Annotated in this window: 25 protein-coding genes and 2 tRNA genes; 17 read left to right on the plus strand and 10 right to left on the minus strand. The window is 67.7% G+C overall.

Annotated elements, in window-relative coordinates; all coding sequences use genetic code 11:
* Window positions 1-151: 151 nt before the first annotated feature.
* The 5 genes from DOL89_RS00140 to hslO all read left to right on the plus strand — a co-directional run bounded on the left by DOL89_RS00140 (window position 152) and on the right by hslO (window position 4143).
* Window positions 152-610 (plus strand): Fur family transcriptional regulator, encoded by a 459-nt coding sequence (locus tag DOL89_RS00140; RefSeq protein WP_119680136.1) that lies wholly within the window; start codon window positions 152-154, stop codon window positions 608-610.
* Window positions 611-626: 16 nt separating this feature from the next.
* On the plus strand, window positions 627-830 hold the full coding sequence (locus DOL89_RS00145; RefSeq protein WP_119677324.1) for a hypothetical protein: 204 nt from the start codon (window positions 627-629) through the stop codon (window positions 828-830).
* Between the two features lie 240 nt (window positions 831-1070).
* On the plus strand, window positions 1071-2261 hold the full coding sequence (locus DOL89_RS00150) for an aspartate aminotransferase family protein (protein WP_119677325.1): 1191 nt from the start codon (window positions 1071-1073) through the stop codon (window positions 2259-2261).
* Complete coding sequence (gene argF, locus DOL89_RS00155) at window positions 2258-3175, plus strand: ornithine carbamoyltransferase (RefSeq protein WP_119677326.1); 918 nt, start codon at window positions 2258-2260, stop codon at window positions 3173-3175. The genes DOL89_RS00150 and argF overlap by 4 nt, the downstream gene beginning before the upstream one ends.
* On the plus strand, window positions 3172-4143 hold the full coding sequence (hslO, locus tag DOL89_RS00160) for an Hsp33 family molecular chaperone HslO (RefSeq protein ID WP_119677327.1): 972 nt from the start codon (window positions 3172-3174) through the stop codon (window positions 4141-4143). The genes argF and hslO overlap by 4 nt, the downstream gene beginning before the upstream one ends.
* 83 nt (window positions 4144-4226) lie before the next feature.
* Here hslO and DOL89_RS00165 read toward each other — a convergent pair whose 3' ends face one another.
* The 4 genes from DOL89_RS00165 to hrcA all read right to left on the minus strand — a co-directional run bounded on the left by DOL89_RS00165 (window position 4227) and on the right by hrcA (window position 7794).
* On the minus strand, window positions 4227-4919 hold the full coding sequence (locus DOL89_RS00165) for an ABC transporter permease (RefSeq protein WP_119677328.1): 693 nt from the start codon (window positions 4917-4919) through the stop codon (window positions 4227-4229).
* A 25-nt stretch (window positions 4920-4944) separates the two neighbouring features.
* Complete coding sequence (locus DOL89_RS00170; RefSeq protein WP_119680137.1) at window positions 4945-5802, minus strand: substrate-binding domain-containing protein; 858 nt, start codon at window positions 5800-5802, stop codon at window positions 4945-4947.
* Between the two features lie 192 nt (window positions 5803-5994).
* Window positions 5995-6618 carry a nucleotide exchange factor GrpE gene (gene grpE / locus DOL89_RS00175; RefSeq protein ID WP_119677329.1) on the minus strand — a complete coding sequence of 208 codons (624 nt, stop codon included), beginning with the start codon at window positions 6616-6618 and terminating at the stop codon, window positions 5995-5997.
* Window positions 6619-6756: 138 nt separating this feature from the next.
* Window positions 6757-7794 (minus strand): heat-inducible transcriptional repressor HrcA, encoded by a 1038-nt coding sequence (gene hrcA / locus DOL89_RS00180; RefSeq protein WP_119677330.1) that lies wholly within the window; start codon window positions 7792-7794, stop codon window positions 6757-6759.
* Between the two features lie 186 nt (window positions 7795-7980).
* Here hrcA and rph point away from each other — a divergent pair, with 186 nt between their 5' ends.
* Window positions 7981-8700 (plus strand): ribonuclease PH, encoded by a 720-nt coding sequence (gene rph, locus DOL89_RS00185; RefSeq protein ID WP_119677331.1) that lies wholly within the window; start codon window positions 7981-7983, stop codon window positions 8698-8700.
* 111 nt (window positions 8701-8811) lie between these two features.
* Window positions 8812-9429, plus strand: a complete 618-nt coding sequence (gene rdgB, locus DOL89_RS00190) for an RdgB/HAM1 family non-canonical purine NTP pyrophosphatase (protein WP_119677332.1) — start codon at window positions 8812-8814, stop codon at window positions 9427-9429.
* On the opposite strand, the gene DOL89_RS00195 is transcribed toward rdgB, so the two are convergent.
* The 5 genes from DOL89_RS00195 to DOL89_RS00215 all read right to left on the minus strand — a co-directional run bounded on the left by DOL89_RS00195 (window position 9377) and on the right by DOL89_RS00215 (window position 13339).
* Window positions 9377-10678 carry a cytochrome P450 gene (locus DOL89_RS00195; RefSeq protein WP_119677333.1) on the minus strand — a complete coding sequence of 434 codons (1302 nt, stop codon included), beginning with the start codon at window positions 10676-10678 and terminating at the stop codon, window positions 9377-9379. The two genes, rdgB and DOL89_RS00195, sit on opposite strands and share 53 nt — an antisense overlap.
* A gap of 366 nt (window positions 10679-11044) precedes the next feature.
* Window positions 11045-11899, minus strand: a complete 855-nt coding sequence (locus DOL89_RS00200; RefSeq protein ID WP_162937242.1) for an ABC transporter substrate binding protein — start codon at window positions 11897-11899, stop codon at window positions 11045-11047.
* A gap of 38 nt (window positions 11900-11937) precedes the next feature.
* Window positions 11938-12504, minus strand: coding sequence for a histidine phosphatase family protein (locus DOL89_RS00205; RefSeq protein WP_162937243.1), 567 nt, complete (start codon window positions 12502-12504; stop codon window positions 11938-11940).
* Between the two features lie 195 nt (window positions 12505-12699).
* Window positions 12700-12775, minus strand: a tRNA-Ala gene (locus tag DOL89_RS00210).
* 150 nt (window positions 12776-12925) lie between these two features.
* Window positions 12926-13339, minus strand: a complete 414-nt coding sequence (locus DOL89_RS00215; RefSeq protein WP_119677336.1) for a TIGR02300 family protein — start codon at window positions 13337-13339, stop codon at window positions 12926-12928.
* Window positions 13340-13672: 333 nt separating this feature from the next.
* On the opposite strand from DOL89_RS00215, the gene aroA reads away from it, so the two are divergent.
* The 6 genes from aroA (at window position 13673) to DOL89_RS00245 (ending at window position 19582) form a co-directional block, all read left to right on the plus strand.
* Window positions 13673-15019, plus strand: a complete 1347-nt coding sequence (gene aroA, locus DOL89_RS00220) for a 3-phosphoshikimate 1-carboxyvinyltransferase (protein WP_119677337.1) — start codon at window positions 13673-13675, stop codon at window positions 15017-15019.
* A gap of 253 nt (window positions 15020-15272) precedes the next feature.
* Window positions 15273-15680, plus strand: a complete 408-nt coding sequence (locus DOL89_RS00225; RefSeq protein WP_225889983.1) for a Uma2 family endonuclease — start codon at window positions 15273-15275, stop codon at window positions 15678-15680.
* Between the two features lie 68 nt (window positions 15681-15748).
* Window positions 15749-16465: a (d)CMP kinase gene (gene cmk / locus DOL89_RS00230; RefSeq protein WP_225889834.1), complete on the plus strand. Its 717-nt coding sequence runs from the start codon at window positions 15749-15751 to the stop codon at window positions 16463-16465.
* Window positions 16466-16652: 187 nt separating this feature from the next.
* Entirely contained in the window at window positions 16653-18368 is a 1716-nt protein-coding gene (rpsA, locus tag DOL89_RS00235) for a 30S ribosomal protein S1 (RefSeq protein WP_119677340.1), read from the plus strand.
* A 346-nt stretch (window positions 18369-18714) separates the two neighbouring features.
* The gene (ihfB, locus tag DOL89_RS00240; protein ID WP_119677341.1) at window positions 18715-18996 is read left to right on the plus strand and encodes an integration host factor subunit beta; all 282 of its coding nucleotides are present in this window, start codon (window positions 18715-18717) and stop codon (window positions 18994-18996) included.
* 178 nt (window positions 18997-19174) lie between these two features.
* Entirely contained in the window at window positions 19175-19582 is a 408-nt protein-coding gene (locus tag DOL89_RS00245; RefSeq protein ID WP_119677342.1) for a lipopolysaccharide assembly protein LapA domain-containing protein, read from the plus strand.
* A gap of 27 nt (window positions 19583-19609) precedes the next feature.
* Here DOL89_RS00245 and DOL89_RS00250 read toward each other — a convergent pair whose 3' ends face one another.
* Window positions 19610-20605: a complex I NDUFA9 subunit family protein gene (locus tag DOL89_RS00250; RefSeq protein WP_119677343.1), complete on the minus strand. Its 996-nt coding sequence runs from the start codon at window positions 20603-20605 to the stop codon at window positions 19610-19612.
* 273 nt (window positions 20606-20878) lie between these two features.
* Here DOL89_RS00250 and DOL89_RS00255 point away from each other — a divergent pair.
* The 4 genes from DOL89_RS00255 to DOL89_RS00270 all read left to right on the plus strand — a co-directional run bounded on the left by DOL89_RS00255 (window position 20879) and on the right by DOL89_RS00270 (window position 23551).
* Window positions 20879-20963, plus strand: a tRNA-Leu gene (locus DOL89_RS00255).
* A 128-nt stretch (window positions 20964-21091) separates the two neighbouring features.
* A complete protein-coding gene (locus DOL89_RS00260) occupies window positions 21092-21703 on the plus strand; it encodes a ribonuclease D (protein ID WP_119677344.1) in 612 nt (203 codons plus the stop codon).
* Between the two features lie 208 nt (window positions 21704-21911).
* A complete protein-coding gene (gene lptC / locus DOL89_RS00265; RefSeq protein ID WP_119677345.1) occupies window positions 21912-22619 on the plus strand; it encodes an LPS export ABC transporter periplasmic protein LptC in 708 nt (235 codons plus the stop codon).
* Window positions 22616-23551, plus strand: a complete 936-nt coding sequence (locus DOL89_RS00270) for an LptA/OstA family protein (RefSeq protein WP_119677346.1) — start codon at window positions 22616-22618, stop codon at window positions 23549-23551. The genes lptC and DOL89_RS00270 overlap by 4 nt, the downstream gene beginning before the upstream one ends.
* Window position 23552 lies beyond the last annotated feature (1 nt).

Genomic DNA, 23552 nt, shown 5'->3' on the forward strand with positions numbered 1-23552 from the left:
GGCATGCGCTGTTTTTGCTCGCCTGGAACCATTCCAAGTCCATATTATGGTATCGAAACCTTTGACTGACCCAGCCGACCACGGACCGCCAGCCGCCCGTGGCGGCGTCGAGATGTTCGGACCGTCCGAACCCGTGCCGGAGACCACCGCCATGACGTCCCGCCTTGAACAGCTCTGCGTCGAGAAGGGCCTCAAGATGACCGAGCAGCGCCGCGTCATCAGCCGGGTGCTCTCGGACAGCACCGACCATCCGGATGTGGAGATGGTCTACCGCCGCGCGGTGGAGATCGATCCGCACATCTCCATCGCCACCGTCTACCGCACCATGCGCCTGTTCGAAGAGGCGAACGTGATCGAGCGGCTGGATTTCGGCGATGGCCGCGCCCGCTATGAGGAAAACCGGGACGAGCACCACCATCACCTGATCGACGTGCAGTCGGGCGAGGTGGTCGAGTTCACGAATGAGGAGCTGGAGACGCTGAAGGAGCGCATCGCCGACGAACTCGGTTATGAGCTGATCGGCCACCGGCTGGAGCTGTACGGCATCCGCAAGGACCGCGCCAAGCAGATGAAGCCCAACTACTCCCCCGAGCTGATGCGCCGCAAGTAAGCAGGGATTTCCGCCCGTGGGCTGCCGCGACGATAATGATTCCGCCTGCTGCCGCCCTGCCGTCGTCCGGGCGTTCCAGGAGTTGCGCGCCCGCGGCGAGCCCGACCTCTATTGTTTCGAGGCGGCGGTCACGGTCTATCGCTGGCACCATCCGGAAACGCCGGAGCCGCAGGCCAACGACATCGTGACCGAATGGGTCGCCGGCCCCGTCCGCCACTGACCCGCGGAATAGCTGCCCGACGCCGGCTGGAAGAGGTATTTCCGCGGCAGCCTCGCCCCTCCCTTGCGGCCTGCGCAGGACGCCCGCCGTTGACACCCCGCCAGCCGCGCACGATTAATGCGCTTTTCACTGCGGCGGGTCCGGGCAACTTCCGAACCTTTCCGCAATGAAACCGGCGGCGATCCTTTCGGGTCGACGCCGATTCCCCGCCCACTCCTGTCATGCCCTTGGAGGGTAGCCGTGATTCCAACCGTCATGCCGACCTATGCCCGTATCGACCTGGTGTTCGAGCGGGGCGAAGGTGCGAACATCTGGACGGTGGACGGCCGACGATTCCTGGACTTCACCAGCGGCATCGCGGTGAACCTGCTGGGCCATGCCCATCCCTATCTGGTGCAGAAGCTGCACGAGCAGGCGCAGAAGCTGTGGCACGTCTCCAACCTGTTCCGGGTGGCGGGGCAGGAAAGCCTGTCGCGCCGGCTGGTGGACAGCACCTTCGCCGATACCGTGTTCTTCACCAATTCCGGGGTGGAGGCGTGGGAATGCGCGGTGAAGGTTGTGCGCAAATACCATCATGAGACCGGCAATCCGCAGAAGACCCGCTTCATCGTGGCCGGCGGCGCCTTCCATGGGCGCAGCACCACGGCCATTGCCGCCGCCAAGTCGGAGAAGATGGTGAAGGGTTTCGGCCCGCTGCTGGACGCCTTCGACCAAGTGGCCTTCGACAACCTCAACGAACTGCGCGCCGCCATCACGCCGGAGACCGGGGCCATCATGGTGGAGCCGATCCTGGGCGAGGGCGGGGTGCGCCCGGCCAGCGTGGAGTATCTGAAGGCGCTCCGCGAAACGGCGGACGAGTTCGGGCTGCTGCTGGTGTTCGACGAGATCCAGACCGGCATGGCCCGCACCGGCAAGCTGTTCGCCCATGAATGGGCCGGCGTCACCCCGGACGTGATGCCCATCGCCAAGGGCATCGGCGGCGGCTTCCCCGTCGGCGCCTGCCTCGCCACGGAGAAGGCGGCCGTCGGCATGACGCCCGGCACCCACGGCTCCACCTTCGGCGGCAACCCGCTGGCCATGGCGGTGGGCAACGCCGTCATGGACGTGGTGGAGAAGCCCGGCTTCATGGAGCATGTGAACCGCATCGGCGACCTGCTGGAGGGCCGGCTGGACGAGCTGGTGTCCCGCTATCCGCAGGTGCTGGAGCTGGCGCGCGGGAAGGGGCTGATGCTGGGGCTGAAATGCGCGGCGACGGTCAACAGCGCCGATTTCGTCACCCGGCTGCGGGAAAACGGCCTGCTGACCGTGGGCGCCGCCGACAACACCGTGCGCGTCCTGCCCCCCCTCGTCGTCGCAGAGGCCGAGGTGGAGGAGGCCATCGACATCATCGACCGGACCTGCCGGCAATTCGCACAAGGAACCGCATCATGAGCCCGGCCAAGAAGGTCCGCCATTTCCTGGACATCCACCAGCACGACAGGGCCGCGCTGCGCCAGATCCTGGACCATGCGGCCCTGATGAAGCGTGCCGGCCGGTCCGACGAGAAGCCCCTGCTGGGCAAGACCCTGGCCCTGATCTTCGAGAAGCCCAGCACCCGCACCCGCGTCTCGTTCGAGGTCGGGATGCGCCAGCTCGGCGGGGAGACGATCGTGCTGACCGGCACGGAAATCCAGCTCGGCCATGGGGAGACCATCGGCGACACCGGCCGGGTGCTGTCCCGCTATGTCGACGTCATCATGCTGCGCACGAACGACGAGGCGAAGCTGTTCGAGCTGGCGGAGGCGGCGACGGTTCCGGTCATCAACGGGCTGACCGACATCTCCCACCCCTGCCAGATCATGGCCGACCTCATGACCTTCGAGGAGCGCAAGGGCCCCATCGACGGCAAGGTGGTCTGCTGGACCGGCGACGCCAACAATGTGTGCCAGAGCTGGATACATGCAGCGGCGCGGTTCGATTTCGAGCTGCGCATCGCCTGCCCGGAGGAGCTGATGCCGACGCCCGAGACCCTGGATTGGGTGCGGGCCGAGGGGGGCAGGGTGATCGTCACGCAGGACCCGGACGCGGCGGCCTCGGGCGCCGACGCCATCATCACCGACACCTGGGTCAGCATGCACAACACCGACGGGGAGCGTCGGCACAACCTGTTGAAGCCGTACCAGGTCAACGAACGGTTGATGGGATTGGCGAAATCCGATGCCATATTCATGCACTGCCTCCCCGCCCATCGGGAGGAGGAGGTGACCTCCGCGATCATCGACGGCCCGCAGAGCGTGGTCTGGGACGAGGCGGAGAACCGGATGCACGCCCAGAAGGGCATTCTGACCTGGTGTTTGAATTCATGACCGATTTCAGCGGAGCGGCGGGCACGCCCCGCCGCGATACCGATCCCGTCACGGCCGAGATCGATGTGCTCCAGACCTTCCAGCTCGAACGCTCCTCCTTCCGGGGGCGGATGGTGCGGATCGGTCCGGCGCTGGACGAGATACTGACCCGCCACGCCTACCCGGAACCGGTGCAGCGCCTGCTGGCCGAAACCATCGTGCTCGCCACCACCCTGGCCGCCGCCTTGAAGTATGAGGGCATCTTCACCCTCCAGACCAAGGGCGACGGCCCGGTCTCCTATACGGTGGCGGACGTCACCAGCGTGGGCGATCTGCGCGGCTATGCCAGCTTCAGCGCCGACCGCCTGGCCGAGCAGCAGTCCCACAAGGGCTTCCAGCCCGACATGGGCAGCCTGCTGGGCAGCGGCTATCTGGCTTTCACCGTGGATCAGGGGGAGCATACGGAGCGCTACCAGGGCATCGTGGAGCTGCGCGGCGAAACCCTGGCCGACGCCATCCGCCACTATTTCCGCCAGTCCGAACAGCTCGCCACCGGGGTCAAGGCGGCGGTCGGCAAGGACAAGGACGGCAAGTGGGTGGGCGGCGCCATCATGCTCCAGACCCTGCCGCCGGAAGACGCCGCCACCGCGCCGGAGCACCGGGCCAGCAACAGCGAGGATGACTGGCGCCGGTCCATGCTGCTGCTGGAAACGCTAACGGATGCGGAGCTGCTGGACGCCGACCTGCCGGTGAACCAGGTGATCTTCCGCCTCTTCCACGAGGAGGACCCGCACGTCTTCACCCGTCAGGCCCTGCGCTTCGGCTGCCGCTGCTCCGCCGACCGCGTGGCCACCGTGCTGCGCTCCATCGACCGGTCGGAACTGGACGATCTGCGCAAGGACGGCAAGGTCGAAGTCACCTGCGAGTTCTGCAACACCGTCTACCGCTTCGACGACGCGGATCTGGACAAGGTGTACGCGGCGTTTTGAATGCCGCCAGGGGCCGGTTAAAGCTTCGTCCTGTCGTCATCCCGGCTTTTGCCGGGATGACAGTGGAGGCAGAGTAGATAGTTCTATTTCTCCCTCCGCCCCGCCACCGAAGTGGCCGTGCTCACGGCCAGGCTGATGGCGATCAGGATCAGGCCGAGGGCCAGGGCGAGCGGCAGGTCGCCGCGGCTGGTTTCCAGGGCGATGGCGGTGGTCATGGTGCGGGTGACGCCGGCGATGTTGCCGCCCACCACCAGGATCGCCCCGACCTCCGCGATCAGCCGGCCGAAGGCGGCCATGAACACCGTGACCAGCCCGGCCCGGCCCATGGACAGGATCACCGCCATGCTGCGGCCGAGCCCGGCCCCGTCCACCCGCAGGGCATCGCCGACCTCCGCCCACATCGCCTCCGCCTGCCGGTGGGTCAGGGCGGCGACGATGGGCAGGGCCAGCACGATCTGGGCGATGATCATGGCGGTGGGCGTGAACAACAGGCCCAGCGACCCCAGCGGTCCCGCCCGGCTCAACAGCAGATAGACCGCCAGCCCCACCACCACCGGCGGCAGCCCCATCAGCGCGTTCAGCGCGATCACCGCCGCGCGCCGCCCGGGAAAGCGGGTGATGGCGGCCAGCGTTCCCAACGGAGCGCCGATCAGAAAGGCGATGAGCACGGCGCCCAGGCTGACCCGGAGCGACAGAAGCACGATCTCCATCAGCTCCGGATCGCCTGTCCGGACCATCTCCGCCGCCAGCAGCACCGCCTGCCCGAAATCATCCATGCCGCCGCCGGCCTTCCGGATGGGGTCAGGAGTTCGGGGCGGCGTTGGGGAAGAACAGCTGCTCCCCGCCGATCCGGTACGCGGCGATGGCCTGCTGGCCGCTCTTGCCCACCAGCCAGTCGATGAAGGTCTGGCCGGCTTCCTTCTTCACATGCGGATGCTTCTCCGGATTGACCAGGATCACGCCGTACTGGTTGAACAGCTTCGGATCGCCCTGCACCGCGATCTCCAGCCCCTGCCGGTTCTTGAAGTTCAGCCAGGTGCCCCGGTCCGACAGGGCATAGGCGTCCATGCCGGCGGCAAGGTTCAGCGTGGCGCCCATGCCGGACCCGGTCTCCCGGTACCAGCCGCCCTTCGGCTCCACCCCGGCGTCCTTCCAGAAACGCAGCTCGGCCCGGTGGGTGCCGCTGTCGTCGCCGCGGCTGGCAAAGGGCGCGCCGCTGGCGGCGATCCTTCTCAGCGCGTCCGCCACGTCCTTGCTGCCGGCCACCCCGGCCGGGTCGGATTTCGGGCCGACGATGATGAAGTCATTGTACATCACCTCCTGCCGGGTGACGCCATTGCCCTCCGCCACGAACGTCTCCTCGGCCTTAGGGTCGTGGACGAGGACCACGTCGGCATCGCCGCGGCGGCCGGTATCCAGCGCCTGGCCGGTGCCCTGGGCAACCACGCGCACCTCGATCCCCGTCTCCTGCGTGAATTGCGGCAGCAGATGCTTGAACAGCCCCGATGCCTCGGTGGAGGTGGTGGAGGCCACGGTGATGAAGGGGCGCTCCTCCGCAGCCGATGGGCCGGAAAGGCCCGGCATGCCCAGTACGGCAAGGGCCAGGGCCGCGGCGACGATGCCGCGGCGGGTCAGGGAACGGGCGATGAGGCGCGGCATGGTTTCCTCCCGGCTCGGGCCTGCGATCCGGCCCTTCTTGCTGCGGAATCTACCATCAACGCGCCGGATGTCCATTCATGACGTAAATTCTGCAAGCATACGGAAGATTTGCAGGATCAATGGATGGACAAAGAAAAAGCGGCGGCCCCGTCCGGGTGCCGCCGCTCAGACCTGTCTACGATGGGCGGCCGCTCAGGCGCTGGTATCCACCTTGGGCTGGTCGCCGCCCTTGGACACGCCCACGATCGCCTCGCGCAGCAGGCGGCCGGCGATGGTGTAGCCGGGCTGGAGAACCTGCACCACGGTGCCGGCCGGCTTCCCCGTGCCCTCGATCTCCATCATGATCTGGTGGAAATTGGGGTCGGCCGGCTTGTCCAGCGCGTCCATCTTCGCGATGCCGGCGCGCTCGAAGGCGGCGGTCAACTGCCGCTCCGTCGCTTCGACGCCGGTCAGCAGGCTGTTCACGGCATCGTTGGACTGACGCTGCTCCTCCGGCACCGACTCGACGGCGCGGCGCAGATTGTCGGCCACGCCCAGCAGGTCCTTGGCGAATTTGGAGATGGCGTATTTGGCGGTGTCCTCCCGCTCCCGCTCCGTGCGGCGGCGGATATTCTCCTGCTCCGCCAGGGCGCGCAGAAGCTGGTCCTTCAGCTTGGCGACCTCTCCCTCCAGCTCGGCGACACGGGTGTCGCCGTCGGCGGCGGTGGCGGCAGCGGCGGCCTCCGCGGCTTGGCTGGCGGCGTCGGGCGAATGGGTTTCGGGCGTGGCGTCGGCCCCGGTCTCGGGCCGGGTTTCGGCGTTCTGCTTATCGCTCATGCGTCTTGGCCTCAGGGTCTACGCGTAAATGAAGAATGTCGAACGGATCGTTCCAGGCGCGAGGAATAGGCCGCTTCGCGCCGCCTGTCGAGATGGGGATGCGCGGGGAGGTTTGGGAGATGCGGCACCTGCGGCCATTCACCCGATCAGCCGGCCGATCACCTTCGCGGTGTAATCGACCATGGGGATGATGCGGGCATAATTGATGCGCGTCGGCCCGATCACGCCGATGGTGCCCACGATCTGCTCCTTGGAATTGGCATAGGGCGAGACGATCAGGGAACAGCCGGCATGGCGGAAAAGCTGGTTCTCCGCCCCGATGAAGATCTGCACCCCGTCCGCCTTGCCGGTGGCGTCCAGCAAGCGCACCATCTGCTCCCGCGTCTCCAGCGCCTCGAAAAGGCTGCGGATGCGCTCCAGGTCGGACAGGGCGGTGACGTCCTCCAGCAGCCGTGCCTGACCGCGCACGATCAGATAGCCGCTGCTGTCCTGGGCGCCGGCCCAGGTGGCCAGCCCGGTCTCCACCACCTTGGCGGTCAGCGCGTCCAACTGGCTGCGCTGCTCCTCGATCTCCTTGGTGATGGCGGCCCGCGCCTCCGCCAGGGTGCGGCCCACCAACCGCGCGTTCAGATAGTTGCTGGCCATGGTCAGGGCGGAGGAGGGAAGGCCCAGCGGCACCTCCACCACCCGGTTCTCCACCAGCCCGTCCTCCGTCACCAGCACCACCAGGGCGCGGCCGGGGGACAGGTTCACGAATTCCAGATGCTTCAGCGGCCGGTCGGTCTTGGGCGCCATCACCAGCCCGGCGCAGGAGGACAGGCCGGACAGCAGGTTGATCGCCGATTCCAGCACCTCCGGCAGGGAGCGGCCCTGGGCGTTCACCTTGGCCTGGATGCTTTCCCGCTCCCCCTCGGTGAGGTCGCCGACCTCCAGGATGCCGTTGACGAACAGGCGCAGCCCGGCATCGGTGGGCACCCGCCCGGCGGAGGTGTGCGGGGCCATCAGCAGCCCCAACTCCTCCAGATCCGCCATCACGTTTCGGATGGTCGCCGGCGACAGTTGGATGCCCATGCGCCGGGATACGGTGCGGGACCCGACCGGTTCCCCCGTTTCCACATAGGCATCGACGATGTGGCGGAAGATGTCGCGCGACCTCTGGTTCAGCTCTGTGATCATGCCTGCGGACAACATCCAGACCGGAACATCAATGCGGCCCGACAGAAAGGCCGTCCATTGAATCTAGTCGGGCGGGAGGGTTGAATCAATTGCCCGCCCGAATGCTCACGCCCGGGGTGGACTCCTCCGCCCCATCGGCGGTATCTCCTGCCCCCTGCAAGCCACCCACACCGGAGTGTTCAGCCCATGCCCCGTCCGTCCGGCCGCCAGCCCGACCAGCTCCGAACCGTGGTGCTGGAGACCAACGTGTCGAAATATGCGGAAGGCTCCTGCTTGGCGAAGTTCGGGGACACCCATGTGCTCTGCACCGCCAGCGTGGAGGACAAGGTGCCGGGCTTCCTGCGCGGGCAGGGGCAGGGCTGGGTGACGGCGGAATACGGCATGCTGCCGCGCGCCACCAACACCCGTACCGACCGCGAGGCGGCCAAGGGCAAGCAGTCCGGCCGCACGCAGGAGATCCAGCGCCTGATCGGCCGCAGCTTGCGCGCCGTCACCGACATGCGCGGCATGGGCGAGATCACGGTGAAGATCGACTGCGACGTGATCCAGGCCGACGGCGGCACCCGCACGGCCGCCATCACCGGCAGCTATGTGGCCCTCAGCCTCGCCTTCAAGCATCTGCTGACCATCGGCTTCCTGAAAGCGATCCCGCTGACCGACTCGGTCGCCGCCATCTCCTGCGGCATCCATGGCGGGAAGCCGGTGCTGGATTTGGACTATGCCGAGGATTCGACGGCCCAGGCGGACGCCAACTTCGTGCTGACCGGCCGCGGCGGCATCGTGGAAATCCAAGGCACGGCGGAAAAGGACCCGTTCCAGGAATCCGAGTTCCTGGAGCTGCTAGCCCTGGCCCGCAAGGGCATCGGCGAGCTGACCGAGCTGCAGAAGCTGGCCCTGGCCCGGTGATCAGCCGCCCGCGGTAATCCGCCCGAAACAGTGCCGCACTAGGGTGAAGTCCGCGCCGCATCTGTTGCCGCGCTTCCAGCCGCCCGCCATCCAACCCGACAGAGCCCGCCCATGACCGAGTCCACCCCCCGCCGCTTCCAGGGCGACACGCTTGTGATCGCCAGCCACAACAAGGGCAAGGTGCGGGAGATCGCCGATCTCCTGGGGGCCTATGTGGCCAGGTTCCCCTCCGCCGGGGAGCTGAACCTGGCGGAGCCGGAGGAGACGGAGAACAGCTTCATCGGCAATGCCAGGCTGAAGGCACTGGCCGCGGCCAAGGCGTCCGGCCTGCCGGCCCTGGCCGACGACAGCGGCTTGGCGGTCGACGCGCTGGACGGCGCGCCGGGCATCTATTCCGCCCGCTGGGCCGGACCGGAGAAAGACTTCCTGCTGGCCATTGAGAAGGTGCGACGGGAGCTGATGGATTCGGCGGACCGCAAGGGCGACCGGGCCAGCTTTGTCTGCGCGCTCGCCATCGCCTGGCCGGACGGGCATGTGGAGACGGTGGAGGGCTACAGCCACGGCCAGCTCACCTTCCCGCCGCGCGGCGACAAGGGCTTCGGCTACGACCCCATCTTCATCCCCGATGGCCACAGCGTGACCTATGCCGAGCTGTCGGCGCAGGAGAAGCACGCCATCAGCCACCGGGCGGACGCCTTCCGCCAGCTCGTGGAGAAGTGCTTCCGCTGACGGAGGGCTGGCCGGCCCTGCGGACCCGGCCGATACGGAAGCCGCTGGCCGGGCCGGTGGGCATGCGGTTCAGCGGCACCCGTAGATCCTGCGGCGGCACCTCGTACTCCATCGCCGCGGTCAGCAGCCGCACCGCCCGTTTCATCAGGGCAATGGTGATCCACTCGCCGGGGCAGCGGTGGCCCGTATGGTGGTCGCCGGCCCCCTGGGGCACCAGGCTGTCCGGGCTGCCGTCCCATTCCTTGAACCGGCTGGGGCGGAACATGTGCGCGTTCCGCCAAGTGCGGGAATCGCGGTTGGTGCCGTAAAGGTCCAGCAGCACCCAGTCGCCCCGGCCGAAGCGGTGTCCGCGCCATTCGAACGGCTCCAGCACCCGGCCGCCGACCGCGGGGAAGAAGGGGGCCAGCCGCCGCACCTCCTGCACGAACCGCTCCACCTCGCCCTCGTCGGCGTCCGGGGCGGGCCGCGCCACCGGATGCTCATGCAGGGCCAGGGCGGTGAAGACGATGTAGCGGTCCACCGCCACCATGGGCCGCAGCAGGTTCAGCAGCTCCACCGCCGCCACCGCCTCGTCCATCGGCTCACCCGACAGCTCGCGCCATGTGGCGACCCTGTGTAGCGGGGTATCGTGCGGCACCGCTACCGTCCCGTCGCGCACCCCGCGGATCAGCTCCCGCGCCCAGCGCTCCGTCCGGCGGCGCATCACCAGCCCGCGCATGGCCCGCGGTCCGGCACTGCCGGCTCCGTGGATCATGGCTCCGAGCTCGCGCCTGCGCTGGTCCGCCTCCCGCTCATCCAGGGGAACGCCGGCCCAGCGGCAGGCGGTGCGGGTCAGGATGTCCTCCGCCTGCGGGAACAGCGTGACCTCCTCCGCCTGCTCCCAGGCCGGCAGGCGGGCGCGCCATTCCTCCTCCATCAGGTCGGCCGCACGCTCAACCGCCTCGGGCGTCATCAGCCCCATGAACAGGGATTTGCGGTGGCGGTGGGGCCGGTTGTCCAGCGTGGCCGCGCTGCCCTTGTCCTGCAGCAGCCGCAGCGTGGTGGGCGGCAGGGCCCCGCGGCGGGTGAAGCGGCCCGGCGTGTAGAAGATGCGCGCCGCCTCCTCCCCGCGGATGCAGATGGCGGGGCGCAGCATCAGGCGGGTGCGGAACATGTCGCTGCCCAGCCGCTCGCACCGGTTCGGGATGAAGCGGTAGCCCTCCCGCAGCAGGGCCAGCGTGCTGTCCAGCGAACCGTCGCTCGGGATCATATAGCCTCCTCTACATCCGCCGACGCCATCGGAACCGGTGCCAGAACCACGCCCGTATGCCGGATACCGACCAGCCGCCGTGGCGCGGCGACGGGTATTCCGCTGCCGGCATCGTGCTTTTCCGCTGGGCCGGACCGAGTCCCACCCGCGATTCGTTTCCAGGGGCAGCAGCGGTTCCAGCATGTGCATCAGGATCAAGTCGCGGCTCAGACAAACCGGCAACAGCCGATGGTCCCCATCGTTGGCGAACAATCGGAGCTACAACACTGGGCCTGGACAGAGGCCCTGGAAACAGGAATGGCCAATAAAAAACGCGGGCTGGAAGATTCCAGCCCGCGTTACTCGGAGCGTCAGTTCCGTCGAGAGTCAGCGCTTGATCGCATCGCCGGGAACGGTGATCCCGAACTTGGTCGCCGACGCTTCCGTCAGGAACATATGGGGCTGCGGCAGAACCACCGGAATCTTCGACGCATCGCCGCCAGCGAGAATCTTGGCGCCCAGGTCCGCAGCCGTTGCACCCATATCCTGGACGCGCGTGGCGTAAGCACCGAGCCAGCCGCGCAGGATGAACGTCTCCGTGCCGCCGAACAGCTTCACCTTGTCACCGACCGCGTCGCGGATCTTGGTGGCCTCGGACGCGATGTAGCTGTCCGCTCCGGCATAGACGACATCGCACTTGACCTTGTCGGTCTTGATGTCATCCAGAGCCCGATCCAGCGAATCGTTGCCCGGAGCCACGCGGAGCGACGTCATCGGCACGCTGTGCGCCTTGGCCCAGTCATTGACCTGCCGCTCCACGAGATTGGAATTCGGGACGCGGGCGTCGAAAACCATGCAGAGGTTCTGGATCGGCGAGACCTTCTGGATGGCATCGAACTGATCGTTGATCGGCACGCCGTTCGTCACGCCCGTGGCGTTCACGCCGGGCTCTTCCATCGACTTGACCAGCTTGCCGCCGACCGGGTCGAATACAATGGTGAAAACGATGGGCGTGCTGTTGTTGACCACGCTCTGGGCGACCTGCGTCACCGTCGTGCCATAGGTATAGATCAGGTCGAACTTCTTCGCGGCGATGTCCGCCTCGATCCCGCGCATGGCTTCCGCAAGCTTCGCGCGATCCTGCCCGGCATCGATCTTCGTGTACTTGGCCTTAACCCCAAGCTCTTCCAGCCGCTGCTTGAAGGCCGCTTCGGATTCCGTTTCATCGCGCCAAAGAACCATCAGAATTTTCTTTTCCTGCGCGGCTGCCGACAGCGGCATCAGAGCCGCAACTGCCGTGCATCCCAGAACCAGGCGGCATGGTAATCGATGATCTCCGCATTCCCCATGGATGGCGCGGCATCCGCCTGCATCAGCAGGGCGACGACCCGGCCAACCCCCTTGCTGCCCACCAGCAGCGGCAGCCGATGGCCGCGACCAAGAATATCCGTGAGGGCAGCGGCGACGCGGGCGCGGAACTCGCCTTCCGCCTCGCCGCCGGGCGGCGTGACTCCGGCAGCGAGATCCGCCTGCGTGCTTTCGATGTCGAGCCCGTTCCAGTCGCCAAGCCGACGCTCCAGCAGGCCGTCATGGGTGATCACCGGGCAGCCGCCGAGCGCATCCGCCACGATCTCCGCCGTACGGCGGGTGCGAAGAAGCGGGCCGGCCAGGATCATGTCGATCCCGGCGTGCTCCGCCTGGATGCGGGCAGCCGCCGTGCGGGCCTGTTCCTCGCCGCGGTCGGTGAGCGGAATGTCCACGTCTCCTCCGCACCGCACGCCGCGTCGGTTGTACTCCGTCTCCCCGTGCCGCATGAACAGGAAGCGCCCGTTCCTTTCCCCCGACATCCCAGACTCCCTCCATCCGGCCCTTGTCCGCTCCATCCGTCGGAGCGTGTGGTCGGCTGCAGGCTATCTTAGGCTTTATTTGCCAAAGGTTGAACTGGGCATATCCAGATTCGGTTATGACGATCTGGCGCGCGCCATTGCGGGAATGCCGGAACGCAGAAGGCCCGGCCGTTTCCGGCCGGGCCTTCGCTGATTTGGTGGAGCCAAGGAGGATCGAACTCCTGACCTCTACAATGCCATTGTAGCGCTCTCCCAGCTGAGCTATGGCCCCGTAACTCGTTGGCGACCGTCTGGGTCGGTGCGCCGTGGGCCGGTTAGATATCCAAACGCCGGCCCCTGTGCAAGAGAAAAAATCATCGATCCGTAAAGTTCCTTCCACCCGGCGTTCCGGCCGGGTGGAAGGGGGATCGAAGCCGCCGGATCAGCGGTCGTCGTCGTTCTCCAGGTCGTTGTTGACCTCGATATCGTCGTCGTCGCCCAGCTCGTCCGCATCCTCCAGCAGGACGTCCTCGTCCTCGTCGACGGTCTCGGCCTCTTCGTCTTCGACGTCGGCGACCTCGACATCCTCATCGGTGTCGACATCCGCCTCCTCTTCGATCGATTCCTCCTCGTCGGTGTCGACGCCCGACGTCTCGTCATCGTCCTCCCGCTCGATGGGAGCCTTCTTGACGACCTCCTCGACCGGGATCGGGCGGGCGCGGCGGGATTTCAGCAGGGCTTCAGGATCGAACACCGTGCCGCAGCTCGGGCAGGTGGGCGGGTCCTTCCGCATGTCGTAATAGCGCGTGCCGCAGCTGGGGCAGATGCGCTTCGTGCCCCATTCCGGTTTGGCCACAACTCTCCTCCATCTTCAAAGTCGCGGCACCCTGCGGCCGCCGAGGGAACTCGGCGCGGGTGCCAAAGGCGGTTCTTGTGGCCTTCCCGGCGGATTCGCGGAAGATTCGGCCGCCTGCCGGGACTGCCCTGGACTCCGTCGCGGCGCATGCCATGAAGCCATTGCCCTGTCAAACAAAGAATCCGTCCGGGCAGATCGCGACGGTATCCCGCGGGCGGCGTTCCGGCAGGGGCGTGGATGTGCTACCTCTCATCCCCCGGCCTGACCGCGGTGCCCGCGCCGCGCGCCCGCCGATCCGCAACCCGCCGCCCGGGCAACCACGGACCCAGCCCCATGACCGCCAATCCCGCCATCCAGCGCCCCCTCGTCTCCCGCCGCAGCGGCGCCCTGACCGGAACGATGCGCGTGCCGGGGGACAAGTCCATTTCCCACCGCGCCCTGATGTTCGGCGCGCTGTCGCTCGGCGAGACGCGGATCGACGGGCTTCTGGAGGGGGAGGATGTGCTGCGCACCGCCGACGCCCTCCGCGCGCTCGGGGCCGAGATCGAGCGGCTGGGCCATGGCGCTTGGCGCACCGTGGGCCGGGGCGTCGGCGGCCTGGCGGAGCCGAGCCAGGTGCTGGACATGGGCAACAGCGGCACGGCGGCCCGGCTGCTGATGGGCCTGCTCTCCACCCATCCCTTCACCAGCTTCATGACCGGAGACGCCTCCCTGACCAAGCGCCCCATGGCCAGGGTCACCACCCCGCTGGAGCGGATGGGGGCGAGCTTCGTGCTGCGCAGCAAGGGGCGGCTGCCCGCCGCGATCCTCGGCACCAACCAGCCGGTTCCTATCGAGTACCGCCTGCCGGTGGCCTCCGCCCAGGTGAAGAGCGCCATCCTGCTGGCCGGTCTCAACACCCCAGGCCGCACCACGGTGATCGAGGCGGAACCGACCCGCGACCATTCCGAACGCATGCTGCGCCATTTCGGCGTGGAGGTGGTGACGGAGCAGCTGTCCGACGGCGCCCTTGCCGTATCCCTGACCGGGGAGGCGGAGCTGCGCGCCCGCGATCTGGTGGTGCCCAGCGATCCCAGCAGCGCCGGCTTCCCCACCGTGGCGGCGCTGATCCGTCCGGGGTCGGAGGTGCGTCTTCCGGGCATCAGCGTCAATCCCCGCCGCAGCGGCCTTTATGAGACGCTGACCGAGATGGGCGGCGACCTCACCTTCTCGAACGAGCGGGAAGAGGGCGGGGAGCCTGTGGCCGACCTGCTAGTGCGGGCATCGTTTCTCAAGGGCGTCGAGGTGCCGCCGGAGCGCGCCCCTAGCATGATCGACGAATACCCCATCCTCTGCATCGCCGCCGCCTGCGCCGAGGGCCCCACCATCATGCGCGGGGTGGGGGAGCTGCGGGTGAAGGAAAGCGACCGGCTGGCCATGATGGCCGACGGGCTGACCGCATGCGGGGTGAAGGTGGAGGCGGGGGAGGACTGGATGGTCGTCCACGGCACGGGCAGGCCCCCGAGGGGCGGGGCCGCGGTGCCCACCGCCATGGACCACCGCATCGCCATGAGCTTCCTGGTCCTGGGCCTCGCCAGCGACGAGCCGGTGCGGGTGGATGACGGCAGTTTCATCGACACCAGCTTCCCCGGCTTCGTCGATCTGATGAACGGGCTCGGGGCGGCGATCGGGGAGGGGTGATCGGCCGGGAGCCGGATGTACTGTCTCCATCGCTATGCTAGCATTGCCCCGCTGACGCGGAGGCGTGGATGGGATTCCCGGTTCTCAAGCTCGATAAGACGATGAATGTGAGGGAGTTCCTGGAGTGGGATTCCGGCGACGATCGGGTCTGGGAACTGCATGACGGCTATCCGATCCTGAAAGATGGCTGGGGGCCGAGGGGACATGCCGCGCCGACTCCGCGGCACAACGCCATGGTCGGCGAACTGGCCCGATTGATCGGCAACGCGCTTCGCGGTGCCGGGTTGAGCCCGGGTCCGGCGTCTACCGCGATCCCGACCGGAGCCGGGCCTTCTATGTCCCGGACCTTCTGGTCCGCTGCGGCGCCCAGGCAGGGGACGGGATTGTTCTGGTGGCCGAAATCTTGTCGCCTACCAACACAGCCTCGGAGATGAACCGGAAGCGGGCCTTCTATAAGGAGGTCGCCGCAATCCGGGACATTCTGGAATTCGAGCAGGACGAGGCCGCCTGCACCCTGCTGCGCCATCGCGGCGATGTCTGGGTGGAGGAGCGGGTGGCGGGAACGGAAGCCCTGCTGCGCCTGGACAGCATCGGCGTCGACATCCCGCTGGCGGACATCTATCACGGCATCGGGTTGGGGCGTGAGGAAGAGGGGGCGTAAGGGGTTGACGGGGGGAACAGGCCGCTCCACGGTGCGGCCGCATCCGTCTTCGTCCTTGGTGAATGCCCGTGTCCGACGCCACGTCCGCTGAGACCTCCGCCCGCAAGTGCCCCGTCATCGCCATCGACGGTCCCGCCGCCAGCGGCAAGGGCACGCTGTCGCGCCGCCTGGCCGCCGAGCTGGGGCTGGCGCATCTGGATACCGGCAGCCTGTACCGCGCCGTGGCGCTGCTGCTGCTGCGGGCGGGAAGCGATCCAGGCGACGGGGTGGCCGCGGCGTCGGAGGCGATGACGCTGACGCCGGGGAAGGTGGCCGATCTGTCGAAGGACCCCGCCCTGCGCAACGATGCCACGGCGGCCGCGGCGTCCCGCGTTTCCGCCATCTCGGCCGTGCGGGAGGCTCTGCTGGATTTCCAGCGCGAGTTCGCGGAGCAGCCGCCCGCCCTGGCGGATGGGACCCCCGCCAAAGGCGCGGTGCTGGACGGGCGTGACATCGGAACGGTGATCTGCCCCGACGCGGAGGCGAAGCTGTTCGTCACCGCCAGCACGGAAGTGCGGGCCCAGCGGCGACTCAATGAGTTGCAGGGACGCGGAGTCCCGGCTATATACGAAAATGTTCTGGAGGAAATGAAGGACCGTGACGCGCGCGACAGCCAGAGGGAGGTTTCCCCCCTCGTGCCGGCTGCCGACGCGTTTTTGCTTGATACGTCCGCGCTGGATGCCGACCAGGCCCTCCACGCAGCCCTGACCTTCATCCGGACCAGGCCCGCCTTCAAGGATCTCTGATCCCGGGCAGGGCAGGTCCCCGGTCCCTTCGGAACATCAATGCCCGATCCGCCGGGAATGGCCTGGCGGAGGGTGCAACCAAGTCGTCGGGCGGGGTGCCCGGCGCGGTGGTCCTTTTATCCTCGTGCCGGAAGGGCGTCCGGCAAACGGGATGACGGGGCCGCTCAGGATCAACCTAGGAGTCACAATGGCCCAACTCGCAACCAAAGCCCCCACCGCCGAGAAGGAGAGCTTCGCCGCTCTGCTCGAGGAGTCCCTGGGTACCTCCGAGAGCCTCGAAGGCACCGTGGTGAAGGGCCGGGTCCTGTCGGTCGATAACGACATGGTCCTGATCGATGTCGGTCTGAAGTCCGAAGGCCGCGTCGCACTGAAGGAATTCGCCGTCCCCGGTCAGCCGGTCGAGCTGAAGGCGGGCGACACCGTCGAGGTCTATCTCGAGCGCATGGAGAACAAGGACGGTGAAGCCGTTCTCTCCCGCGAGAAGGCCAAGCGCGAAGAGGCCTGGACGCTGCTGGAGAAGTCGTTCAACGACCAGGTCCGCGTCACCGGCATCATCTTCGGCCGCGTCAAGGGCGGCTTCACCGTCGACCTGAACGGCGCCGTGGCGTTCCTGCCGGGCAGCCAGGTGGACATCCGTCCGGTGCGCGACATCAGCCCGCTGATGGGCACGCCGCAGCCGTTCCAGATCCTGAAGATGGACCGCTCGCGCGGGAACATCGTCGTCTCCCGCCGCGCTGTGCTCGAGGAGAGCCGTGCGGAGGCCCGCAGCGAGCTGGTCGCCAACCTCAAGGAAGGCCAAGTTCTGCAGGGCGTGGTCAAGAACATCACCGATTACGGTGCGTTCGTCGACCTGGGCGGCGTGGACGGCCTGCTGCACGTCACCGACATCGCGTGGCGCCGCATCAACCATCCCTCCGAGGCGCTGCAGATCGGCCAGACCGTCACGGTCCAGGTCATCCGCTTCAACCCGGAGACCCAGCGCATCAGCCTCGGCATGAAGCAGCTCGAGGCCGATCCGTGGGAGGGCGTGGAAGCCAAGTACCCGACGGGCGCCAAGTTCAAGGGCCGCGTCACCAACATCACCGACTATGGCGCCTTCGTGGAGCTGGAGCCGGGGATCGAGGGCCTGGTGCACGTCTCCGAGATGAGCTGGACCAAGAAGAACGTCCATCCGGGCAAGATCGTCTCCACCTCCCAGGAGGTCGAGGTGATGGTCCTGGACGTGGATCCGGTGAAGCGCCGCATCTCCCTGGGTCTGAAGCAGACCATGCAGAACCCGTGGGAGCAGTTCGTCGAGAAGTACCCGTCCGGCACCGAGCTGGAAGGCGAGGTCAAGAACATCACCGAGTTCGGTCTGTTCGTTGGTCTCCCGGGCGACATCGACGGCATGGTGCACCTGTCCGACCTGGACTGGAACACCCCGGGCGAGCAGGCCATCCAGGAGTACAAGAAGGGCGACCAGGTCAAGGTCAAGGTCCTGGACGTCGATGTGGAGAAGGAGCGTATCTCGCTCGGCATCAAGCAGCTTGCTGGTGACCCGTTCGAGACCGCCGTCGCCGGCATCAAGAAGGGTGAGGTCGTCACCTGCACCGTGACCCAGGTCACCGATGGTGGCATCGAGGTCGCCGTGGGCGAGGGCTACACCGGCTTCATCCGCAAGTCCGACCTGTCCCGCGAGCGCTCCGAGCAGCGCCCCGAGCGCTTCGCCGTTGGCGAGAAGGTCGATGCCAAGGTGACACAGATCGATCGTGCGACCCGCAAGATCGGCCTGTCCATCAAGGCGAAGGAAGTCGAGGAAGAGAAGCAGGCCATGCAGGAGTTCGGTTCCTCCGACTCCGGCGCCTCGCTTGGCGACATCCTGGGCGCGGCGCTGAAGCGCCGTCAGGGCGGTTCGGAGGAGTAATCCTCCGGCCTGCCTCTCCAGGCAGCCAATGGAAGGGCCGCTCCGGGCAACCGGGGCGGCCTTTTCTTTTGCCGGTTCTGCAGGGATGGAAGCGGCGGCGAGTGCGGAACCGGCATGTATCTGGCCGGGCGGGATGGGGTCGTACTCATCCCGGTGGGCGGCCGTTCCGCGGTCCTGTAATGCGGGAGAAAAGCCGTCATTCGCTGCCGCAGCACGAAAATCCCTGCCATATGAACGGCTTAACTACTTGCGCCGGCGGCTTTGCTCCGGCAATCTGACCGCAAGGGGGCCGGGCGGGCCCGATCCCGCCTGAATAATGGCTCCCGTAAATGGGAGGTTGCCGGTCATGACCAAGTCTGAACTGATCCTCAGGCTCGCGGAACGCAATCCGCATCTGTACCAGCGTGACGTGGAAAAGATCGTCACCACCATCTTCGAAGAGATCACCGAGGCTCTCGCCCGGGGCGACCGGGTGGAACTGCGCGGCTTCGGCGCATTCTCCGTCAAGCGGCGCGATGCCCGCGTCGGCCGCAATCCCCGCACCGGCGCTTCCGTGGATGTGGAGGAGAAGGCCGTGCCCTTCTTCAAAACCGGCAAGCAACTGCGGGAGCGGCTGAACGCCGAATAGGCCCGCTCCGGGACGGAAGGCCCTCTTAACCCCGACGCGTACCTTGCTTCAGCCGATGTCCGGCGGTTAAACCGGTGGCGAAGCCGCCGGTCACCCCGCTCCCGCCCCAGGGCGGGGAAGGCCAGCACCGGAATCGGGAGGGTCGCCGCCGCGCGGCCCAGACAAGGAGCATCGCCCCGTGAAGTTCGCGCGCCACCTGTCCTGGCTGTTCACCCTGCCGCTGGCCCTGCTGGCCGTCTCATTCGCGATCAGCAACCGTGGCCATGTGGCGCTGGAACTCTGGCCGCTGCCCTTCACGATGGAAGTGCCGCTGTTCGCGCTGGTGCTGGCGGTCTTCGTGCTGGGCTTTCTGCTGGGCGGACTGGTGGCCTGGATGGGCCAGCACAGCCACCGCCGGGCGGAGCGGCAGCATCAGAGCCGGGCCGACAGGCTGGCCCGCGAGCTGGAGCAGGCGAAGACCCGCGCCACCGCGGCGGAGGCCCGACTGGCCGAGCTGACGGCCCCGCCGTCGGCAGCGACCCCGCCCGCCATCGCGGCCGGGGCGCCGGTTGCCGCAACACCTAATTCCCTGGTCACGGCGGGCTGAGCGCCCGCCCGGCCCCGTTGCAGGCGGTCAGGAGCGGCGCTGGGCCGCAGCCTTGCCGGGATTGTTGGCCGATGGCTCGCTGAACCGGCCGCCGACGCGGTAGGCGTCGAGATAGGTCGGCAAGATCACCTCCGCCGTCGTGGGCTGCACGCCCAGTTCCGCCAGCCCCGGATGACGGCCGGAGACCACATTATCGGTCTTCAGCATCTCCACCTGATCGCGGGTCAGGGGCTTGCCCGGCAGCTTCTCCAGGATACCGCCCAGCGTGCTGGCCATACCCCAGGACACGTTCAGCAGGGGCTTCCGCGGCCGGCTCGTCTCATGGCGGGTGATGTCCAGCAGCTCCTTGAAGCTGTAGGTGCGCGGGCCGCCCAGCTCGAATATCCGGCCCTTGCTCGCCTCAGTGGACAGGGAGACCATGATCGCCTCCGCCACATCGCCCACATAGACCGGCTGCATCCGGGTGGTCCCGCCGCCGATCACGGGCAGGACGGGGCTGAGCTGGCACATCCGGCCGAACCGGTTGAAGAACCCGTCCTCCGGCCCAAAGACGATGGAGGGGCGGAAGATCGTCGCCTCGGGGAAGGCCTCCAGCACCAGACGCTCCCCCTCCGCCTTGCTGCGGGCATAGGCGGAGGCGGAACCGGCGTCGGCGCCCAGGGCGGACATATGAACCAGACGGGCCACGCCGGCGGCCTTGGATACGCGGGCGATACGTCCCGCCGCCTCCGCCTGTACGGCCTCGAAGCTGTTGCCCTTGCCGCCGGGGGCCAGAATGCCGACAAGGTTGATGACCAGATCCACGCCCTGCACGCAGGCGGCGATGCTATTCTCGTCGTGGATGTTCACCGCCATCGGCACGATCTGCCCCACCGCGCCGGAGGTGCGCAGATGGGTGCAGGTGCCGGGATGACGCGACGGCACGCGGATGATGCAGCCCGTCTTGGCCAGACGCCGGATCAGATGGCGCCCGATGAAGCCGGAACCGCCGAACACCGTTGCAATCCGATACCGATAGACCATGCTTCTCTCCGCCAGACCCGTGTGCCGCCCGCCCGCTTATACCGGCGCGCGGACATGACATCTTCCTTCGCATCCCTGGCCGGGATGCGGCGCGCTGAAGCTTATATATAAGCCTTCGCCCGACTTCCATATGCCATCGCCCCCGCATTGTCATGCCGAGCGCGCCTGCTGCGCCGGGCGGGCCGTCCGGGGCGGCGCAGAAATTTTCGCCGGCGATGAAAAATCCCGTTGACGGGGAGGGCCGGGACCTCTAAATACCCGCTCCACCGAGGCGCCCAGGTGGCGGAATTGGTAGACGCGCAGGTTTCAGGTACCTGTACCGCAAGGTGTGGAAGTTCGAGTCTTCTCCTGGGCACCAACGCTTCGGTAACTGCTTCAAGGCCGCCGCATCCCGGCGGCCTTAAGCATTTCTGGAGTCCATCATCGGCTGGGCCGGGCGGCAGGTGCCGCCGGCGCCGGCTGACGCTCACAGGGAAATCGCAGCCCATGCCCATCGATCTGCACGACGGCGACCTGCCCGACGGTTTGGACCTCGGCCCGGTGGTGGCCATCGATACCGAGACCATGGGCCTGAACCCGCACCGCGACCGGCTGTGCCTGGTCCAGCTTTCCTCCGGCGACGGGCGCAGCCATCTGGTGCAGCTCCGCAAGGGGCAGTACGACGCGCCGAACCTGAAGCGGCTGCTGACCGATCCGGGAACGCTGAAGCTGTTCCACTTCGCCCGCTTCGATCTGGCGGTGATGTACAAGTATCTCGGAGTCATGTGCGCGCCGGTCTACTGCACCAAGATCGCCTCCAAGCTGACCCGCACCTTCACTGACCGGCACGGGCTGAAGGACCTCTGCAAGGACATGACCGGGATCGAGCTGTCCAAGCAGCAGCAGTCCAGCGACTGGGGCGCGGAGGAGTTGACGGCCGATCAGCTCAAATACGCCGCCTCCGACGTGCTCTACCTGCATGAGATCAAGGCCAAGCTGGATCTGGTCCTGGCGCGCGAGGGGCGGACCGAACTGGCGCAGGCCTGCTTCGACTTCCTGCCGACCCGCGCCCTGCTGGATCTGGGCGGCTGGGACGAGCCGGACATCTTCGCGCACTGAGCGTTCCATCCGGCTATAGCCGTCCTGTGGCGGCGGTCACAGCACCCGCCCTTCCGCTTGGCTAGGGATGGAGCATTGGAACCGAAGGGCCCCCGGTCGTTTGACCTGTGATTCCGCCCTCGGCTAATCTCCCGCCGGTCTGTCAGGCAGACCGGCGGGTCCTCGGCCCGGGCGGGCCAGTCGAACCGGAACCGGACCACCAGGCAAAATGACGCCAGCCTCCGCCGATAATGGCGATACCTCAGCGCAACGCCCCGCCGGCTCCGCCAACGCACGGCGAGATGCCGTGGCGGACGCGCTGTCGCCGCAGGCGCGTCGTGGCCGGGCCGCCGACCCGCACGCCCATACCCGCGCCGTCAACATGGCCAAGGTGGCGTTGCCGGCGCTGGCGGCCCTGATCCTGCTGGTCATCGCCGTCTGGCCGCTCTTCACCGGACCCGGGGAGGTGCGGCAGGCCGGCCCCGAGGCCGGGGGGCTGGAGATGGTGGATGCCCGCTTCGTCGGCACCGACCCGAAATCCCGTCCCTTCGAGGTGCGGGCCGAGCGGGTGGCCCAGTCCGGTGGCACCGAGAGCGCGGTGGAGCTGGTGAAGCCCAGGGCGGAGATCACCCTGCCCGGCGGGGAGTGGATCACCCTGTCCGCGGAGGCCGGGCGCTACGATCGGGACAGCGGGAAACTGTTGCTCACGGGACAAGTGGCGCTCTACCACGATGGCGGCTATGAGTTCATGACCGACCGGGCGGAGCTGGATACAAAGCAGGGCATTGCCTGGGGCGATGCCGCGGTGCGCGGGCAGGGGCCGATCGGCACGATCGAGGCTGGTGGTTTCCGCATCACGAACGAGGGTGACACGATCGTCTTCACCGGGCGTTCCCGCCTGCGGCTGGAGAACGGGACGGAGCAGGAACCGGGATGAGCAGGGTGGTGCGACGGACACGGGTTCTGATCGGTACGGCGGCGCTGGGCGCTCTGCTGCTGCCTGCGCTTCTGGCCGCCCCTGCGGCGCTGGCCCAGCCCGCCCGGCTGAATGTCGGCGGCACCGATTCCATCGAGGTGGTGTCCGAAGGCGGATTCGAGTTCCACGACGGCGAGCGTGTTGCCGTGGCCCGCGGCGGCGCGGTGGCGACCCAGGGGGAGCTGTCGGTCAAGGCGGATACGCTGGCGGCCTATTTCCGCAAGCGCCCCGACGGCAGCAACGAAATCTACCGCCTGACCGCGGAGGGCGGGGTGCGGATCGGCACCGCGAGCCAGACGGCGCAGGGCGACCGCGCGGTCTATGACGCGGACCAGCGCGTGGCGGTCCTCACCGGCGAGGATCTGCGCCTCACGACGGAGCAGGACGTCATCACGGCAGAGCAGAGCCTGGAGTTCTGGCGCGACCAGAACCTGGCCGTGGCGCGCGGCGACGCCTTGGCGACCCGCGGCGAGAACAAGGTCCGCGCCGACCGGCTGGTGGGTCTGCTGGAGGAGGACGGGAGCGGCAACCTGCAGATCACCCGCATCGATGCCGAGGGCGGGGTGGTCATCACCACGCCGACCGAGGTGGCCCGCGGCGAACGCGGCACTTACGACATGCAGAGCCGGCTCGCGTCCCTGACCGGGAATGTCCGCATCACCCGCGGGCAGAACCAGCTCTCCGGCGCTGCCGCCGAGGTGGATCTGGAGGCTGGCACCAGCCGTATCCTGGCCGGCGCCGCCGACAAGGTGCGCGGGCTGTTCATTCCCGATCCCGGCAATGGCCAGCCGCCGCTGGCCGATGCCCCCGCGACGCCCGCGCCCGTCGACGTCTCCGTCCCAGGGGCGGCGCCAGCCGCCCAGCCCGAATCCCCGGCCCCCACGCCAAGGTAAG

This window comes from Indioceanicola profundi (assembly GCF_003568845.1).
Taxonomy (GTDB): domain Bacteria; phylum Pseudomonadota; class Alphaproteobacteria; order Azospirillales; family Azospirillaceae; genus Indioceanicola; species Indioceanicola profundi.

Bases quoted from the DNA above. Each gene is read 5' to 3' on its own strand.
- DOL89_RS00140 (WP_119680136.1), top strand. From the start codon at position 152: ATGACGTCCCGCCTTGAACAGCTCTGCGTCGAGAAGGGCCTCAAGATG.
- argF (WP_119677326.1), top strand. From the start codon at position 2,258: ATGAGCCCGGCCAAGAAGGTCCGCCATTTCCTGGACATCCACCAGCAC.
- hslO (WP_119677327.1), top strand. From the start codon at position 3,172: ATGACCGATTTCAGCGGAGCGGCGGGCACGCCCCGCCGCGATACCGAT.
- DOL89_RS00165 (WP_119677328.1), bottom strand. From the start codon at position 4,919: ATGGATGATTTCGGGCAGGCGGTGCTGCTGGCGGCGGAGATGGTCCGG.
- DOL89_RS00170 (WP_119680137.1), bottom strand. From the start codon at position 5,802: ATGCCGCGCCTCATCGCCCGTTCCCTGACCCGCCGCGGCATCGTCGCC.
- grpE (WP_119677329.1), bottom strand. From the start codon at position 6,618: ATGAGCGATAAGCAGAACGCCGAAACCCGGCCCGAGACCGGGGCCGAC.
- hrcA (WP_119677330.1), bottom strand. From the start codon at position 7,794: ATGATCACAGAGCTGAACCAGAGGTCGCGCGACATCTTCCGCCACATC.
- rph (WP_119677331.1), top strand. From the start codon at position 7,981: ATGCCCCGTCCGTCCGGCCGCCAGCCCGACCAGCTCCGAACCGTGGTG.
- rdgB (WP_119677332.1), top strand. From the start codon at position 8,812: ATGACCGAGTCCACCCCCCGCCGCTTCCAGGGCGACACGCTTGTGATC.
- DOL89_RS00195 (WP_119677333.1), bottom strand. From the start codon at position 10,678: ATGATCCCGAGCGACGGTTCGCTGGACAGCACGCTGGCCCTGCTGCGG.
- DOL89_RS00200 (WP_162937242.1), bottom strand. From the start codon at position 11,899: ATGGTTCTTTGGCGCGATGAAACGGAATCCGAAGCGGCCTTCAAGCAG.
- DOL89_RS00205 (WP_162937243.1), bottom strand. From the start codon at position 12,504: ATGTCGGGGGAAAGGAACGGGCGCTTCCTGTTCATGCGGCACGGGGAG.
- aroA (WP_119677337.1), top strand. From the start codon at position 13,673: ATGACCGCCAATCCCGCCATCCAGCGCCCCCTCGTCTCCCGCCGCAGC.
- rpsA (WP_119677340.1), top strand. From the start codon at position 16,653: ATGGCCCAACTCGCAACCAAAGCCCCCACCGCCGAGAAGGAGAGCTTC.
- ihfB (WP_119677341.1), top strand. From the start codon at position 18,715: ATGACCAAGTCTGAACTGATCCTCAGGCTCGCGGAACGCAATCCGCAT.
- DOL89_RS00250 (WP_119677343.1), bottom strand. From the start codon at position 20,605: ATGGTCTATCGGTATCGGATTGCAACGGTGTTCGGCGGTTCCGGCTTC.
- DOL89_RS00260 (WP_119677344.1), top strand. From the start codon at position 21,092: ATGCCCATCGATCTGCACGACGGCGACCTGCCCGACGGTTTGGACCTC.
- lptC (WP_119677345.1), top strand. From the start codon at position 21,912: ATGACGCCAGCCTCCGCCGATAATGGCGATACCTCAGCGCAACGCCCC.
- DOL89_RS00270 (WP_119677346.1), top strand. From the start codon at position 22,616: ATGAGCAGGGTGGTGCGACGGACACGGGTTCTGATCGGTACGGCGGCG.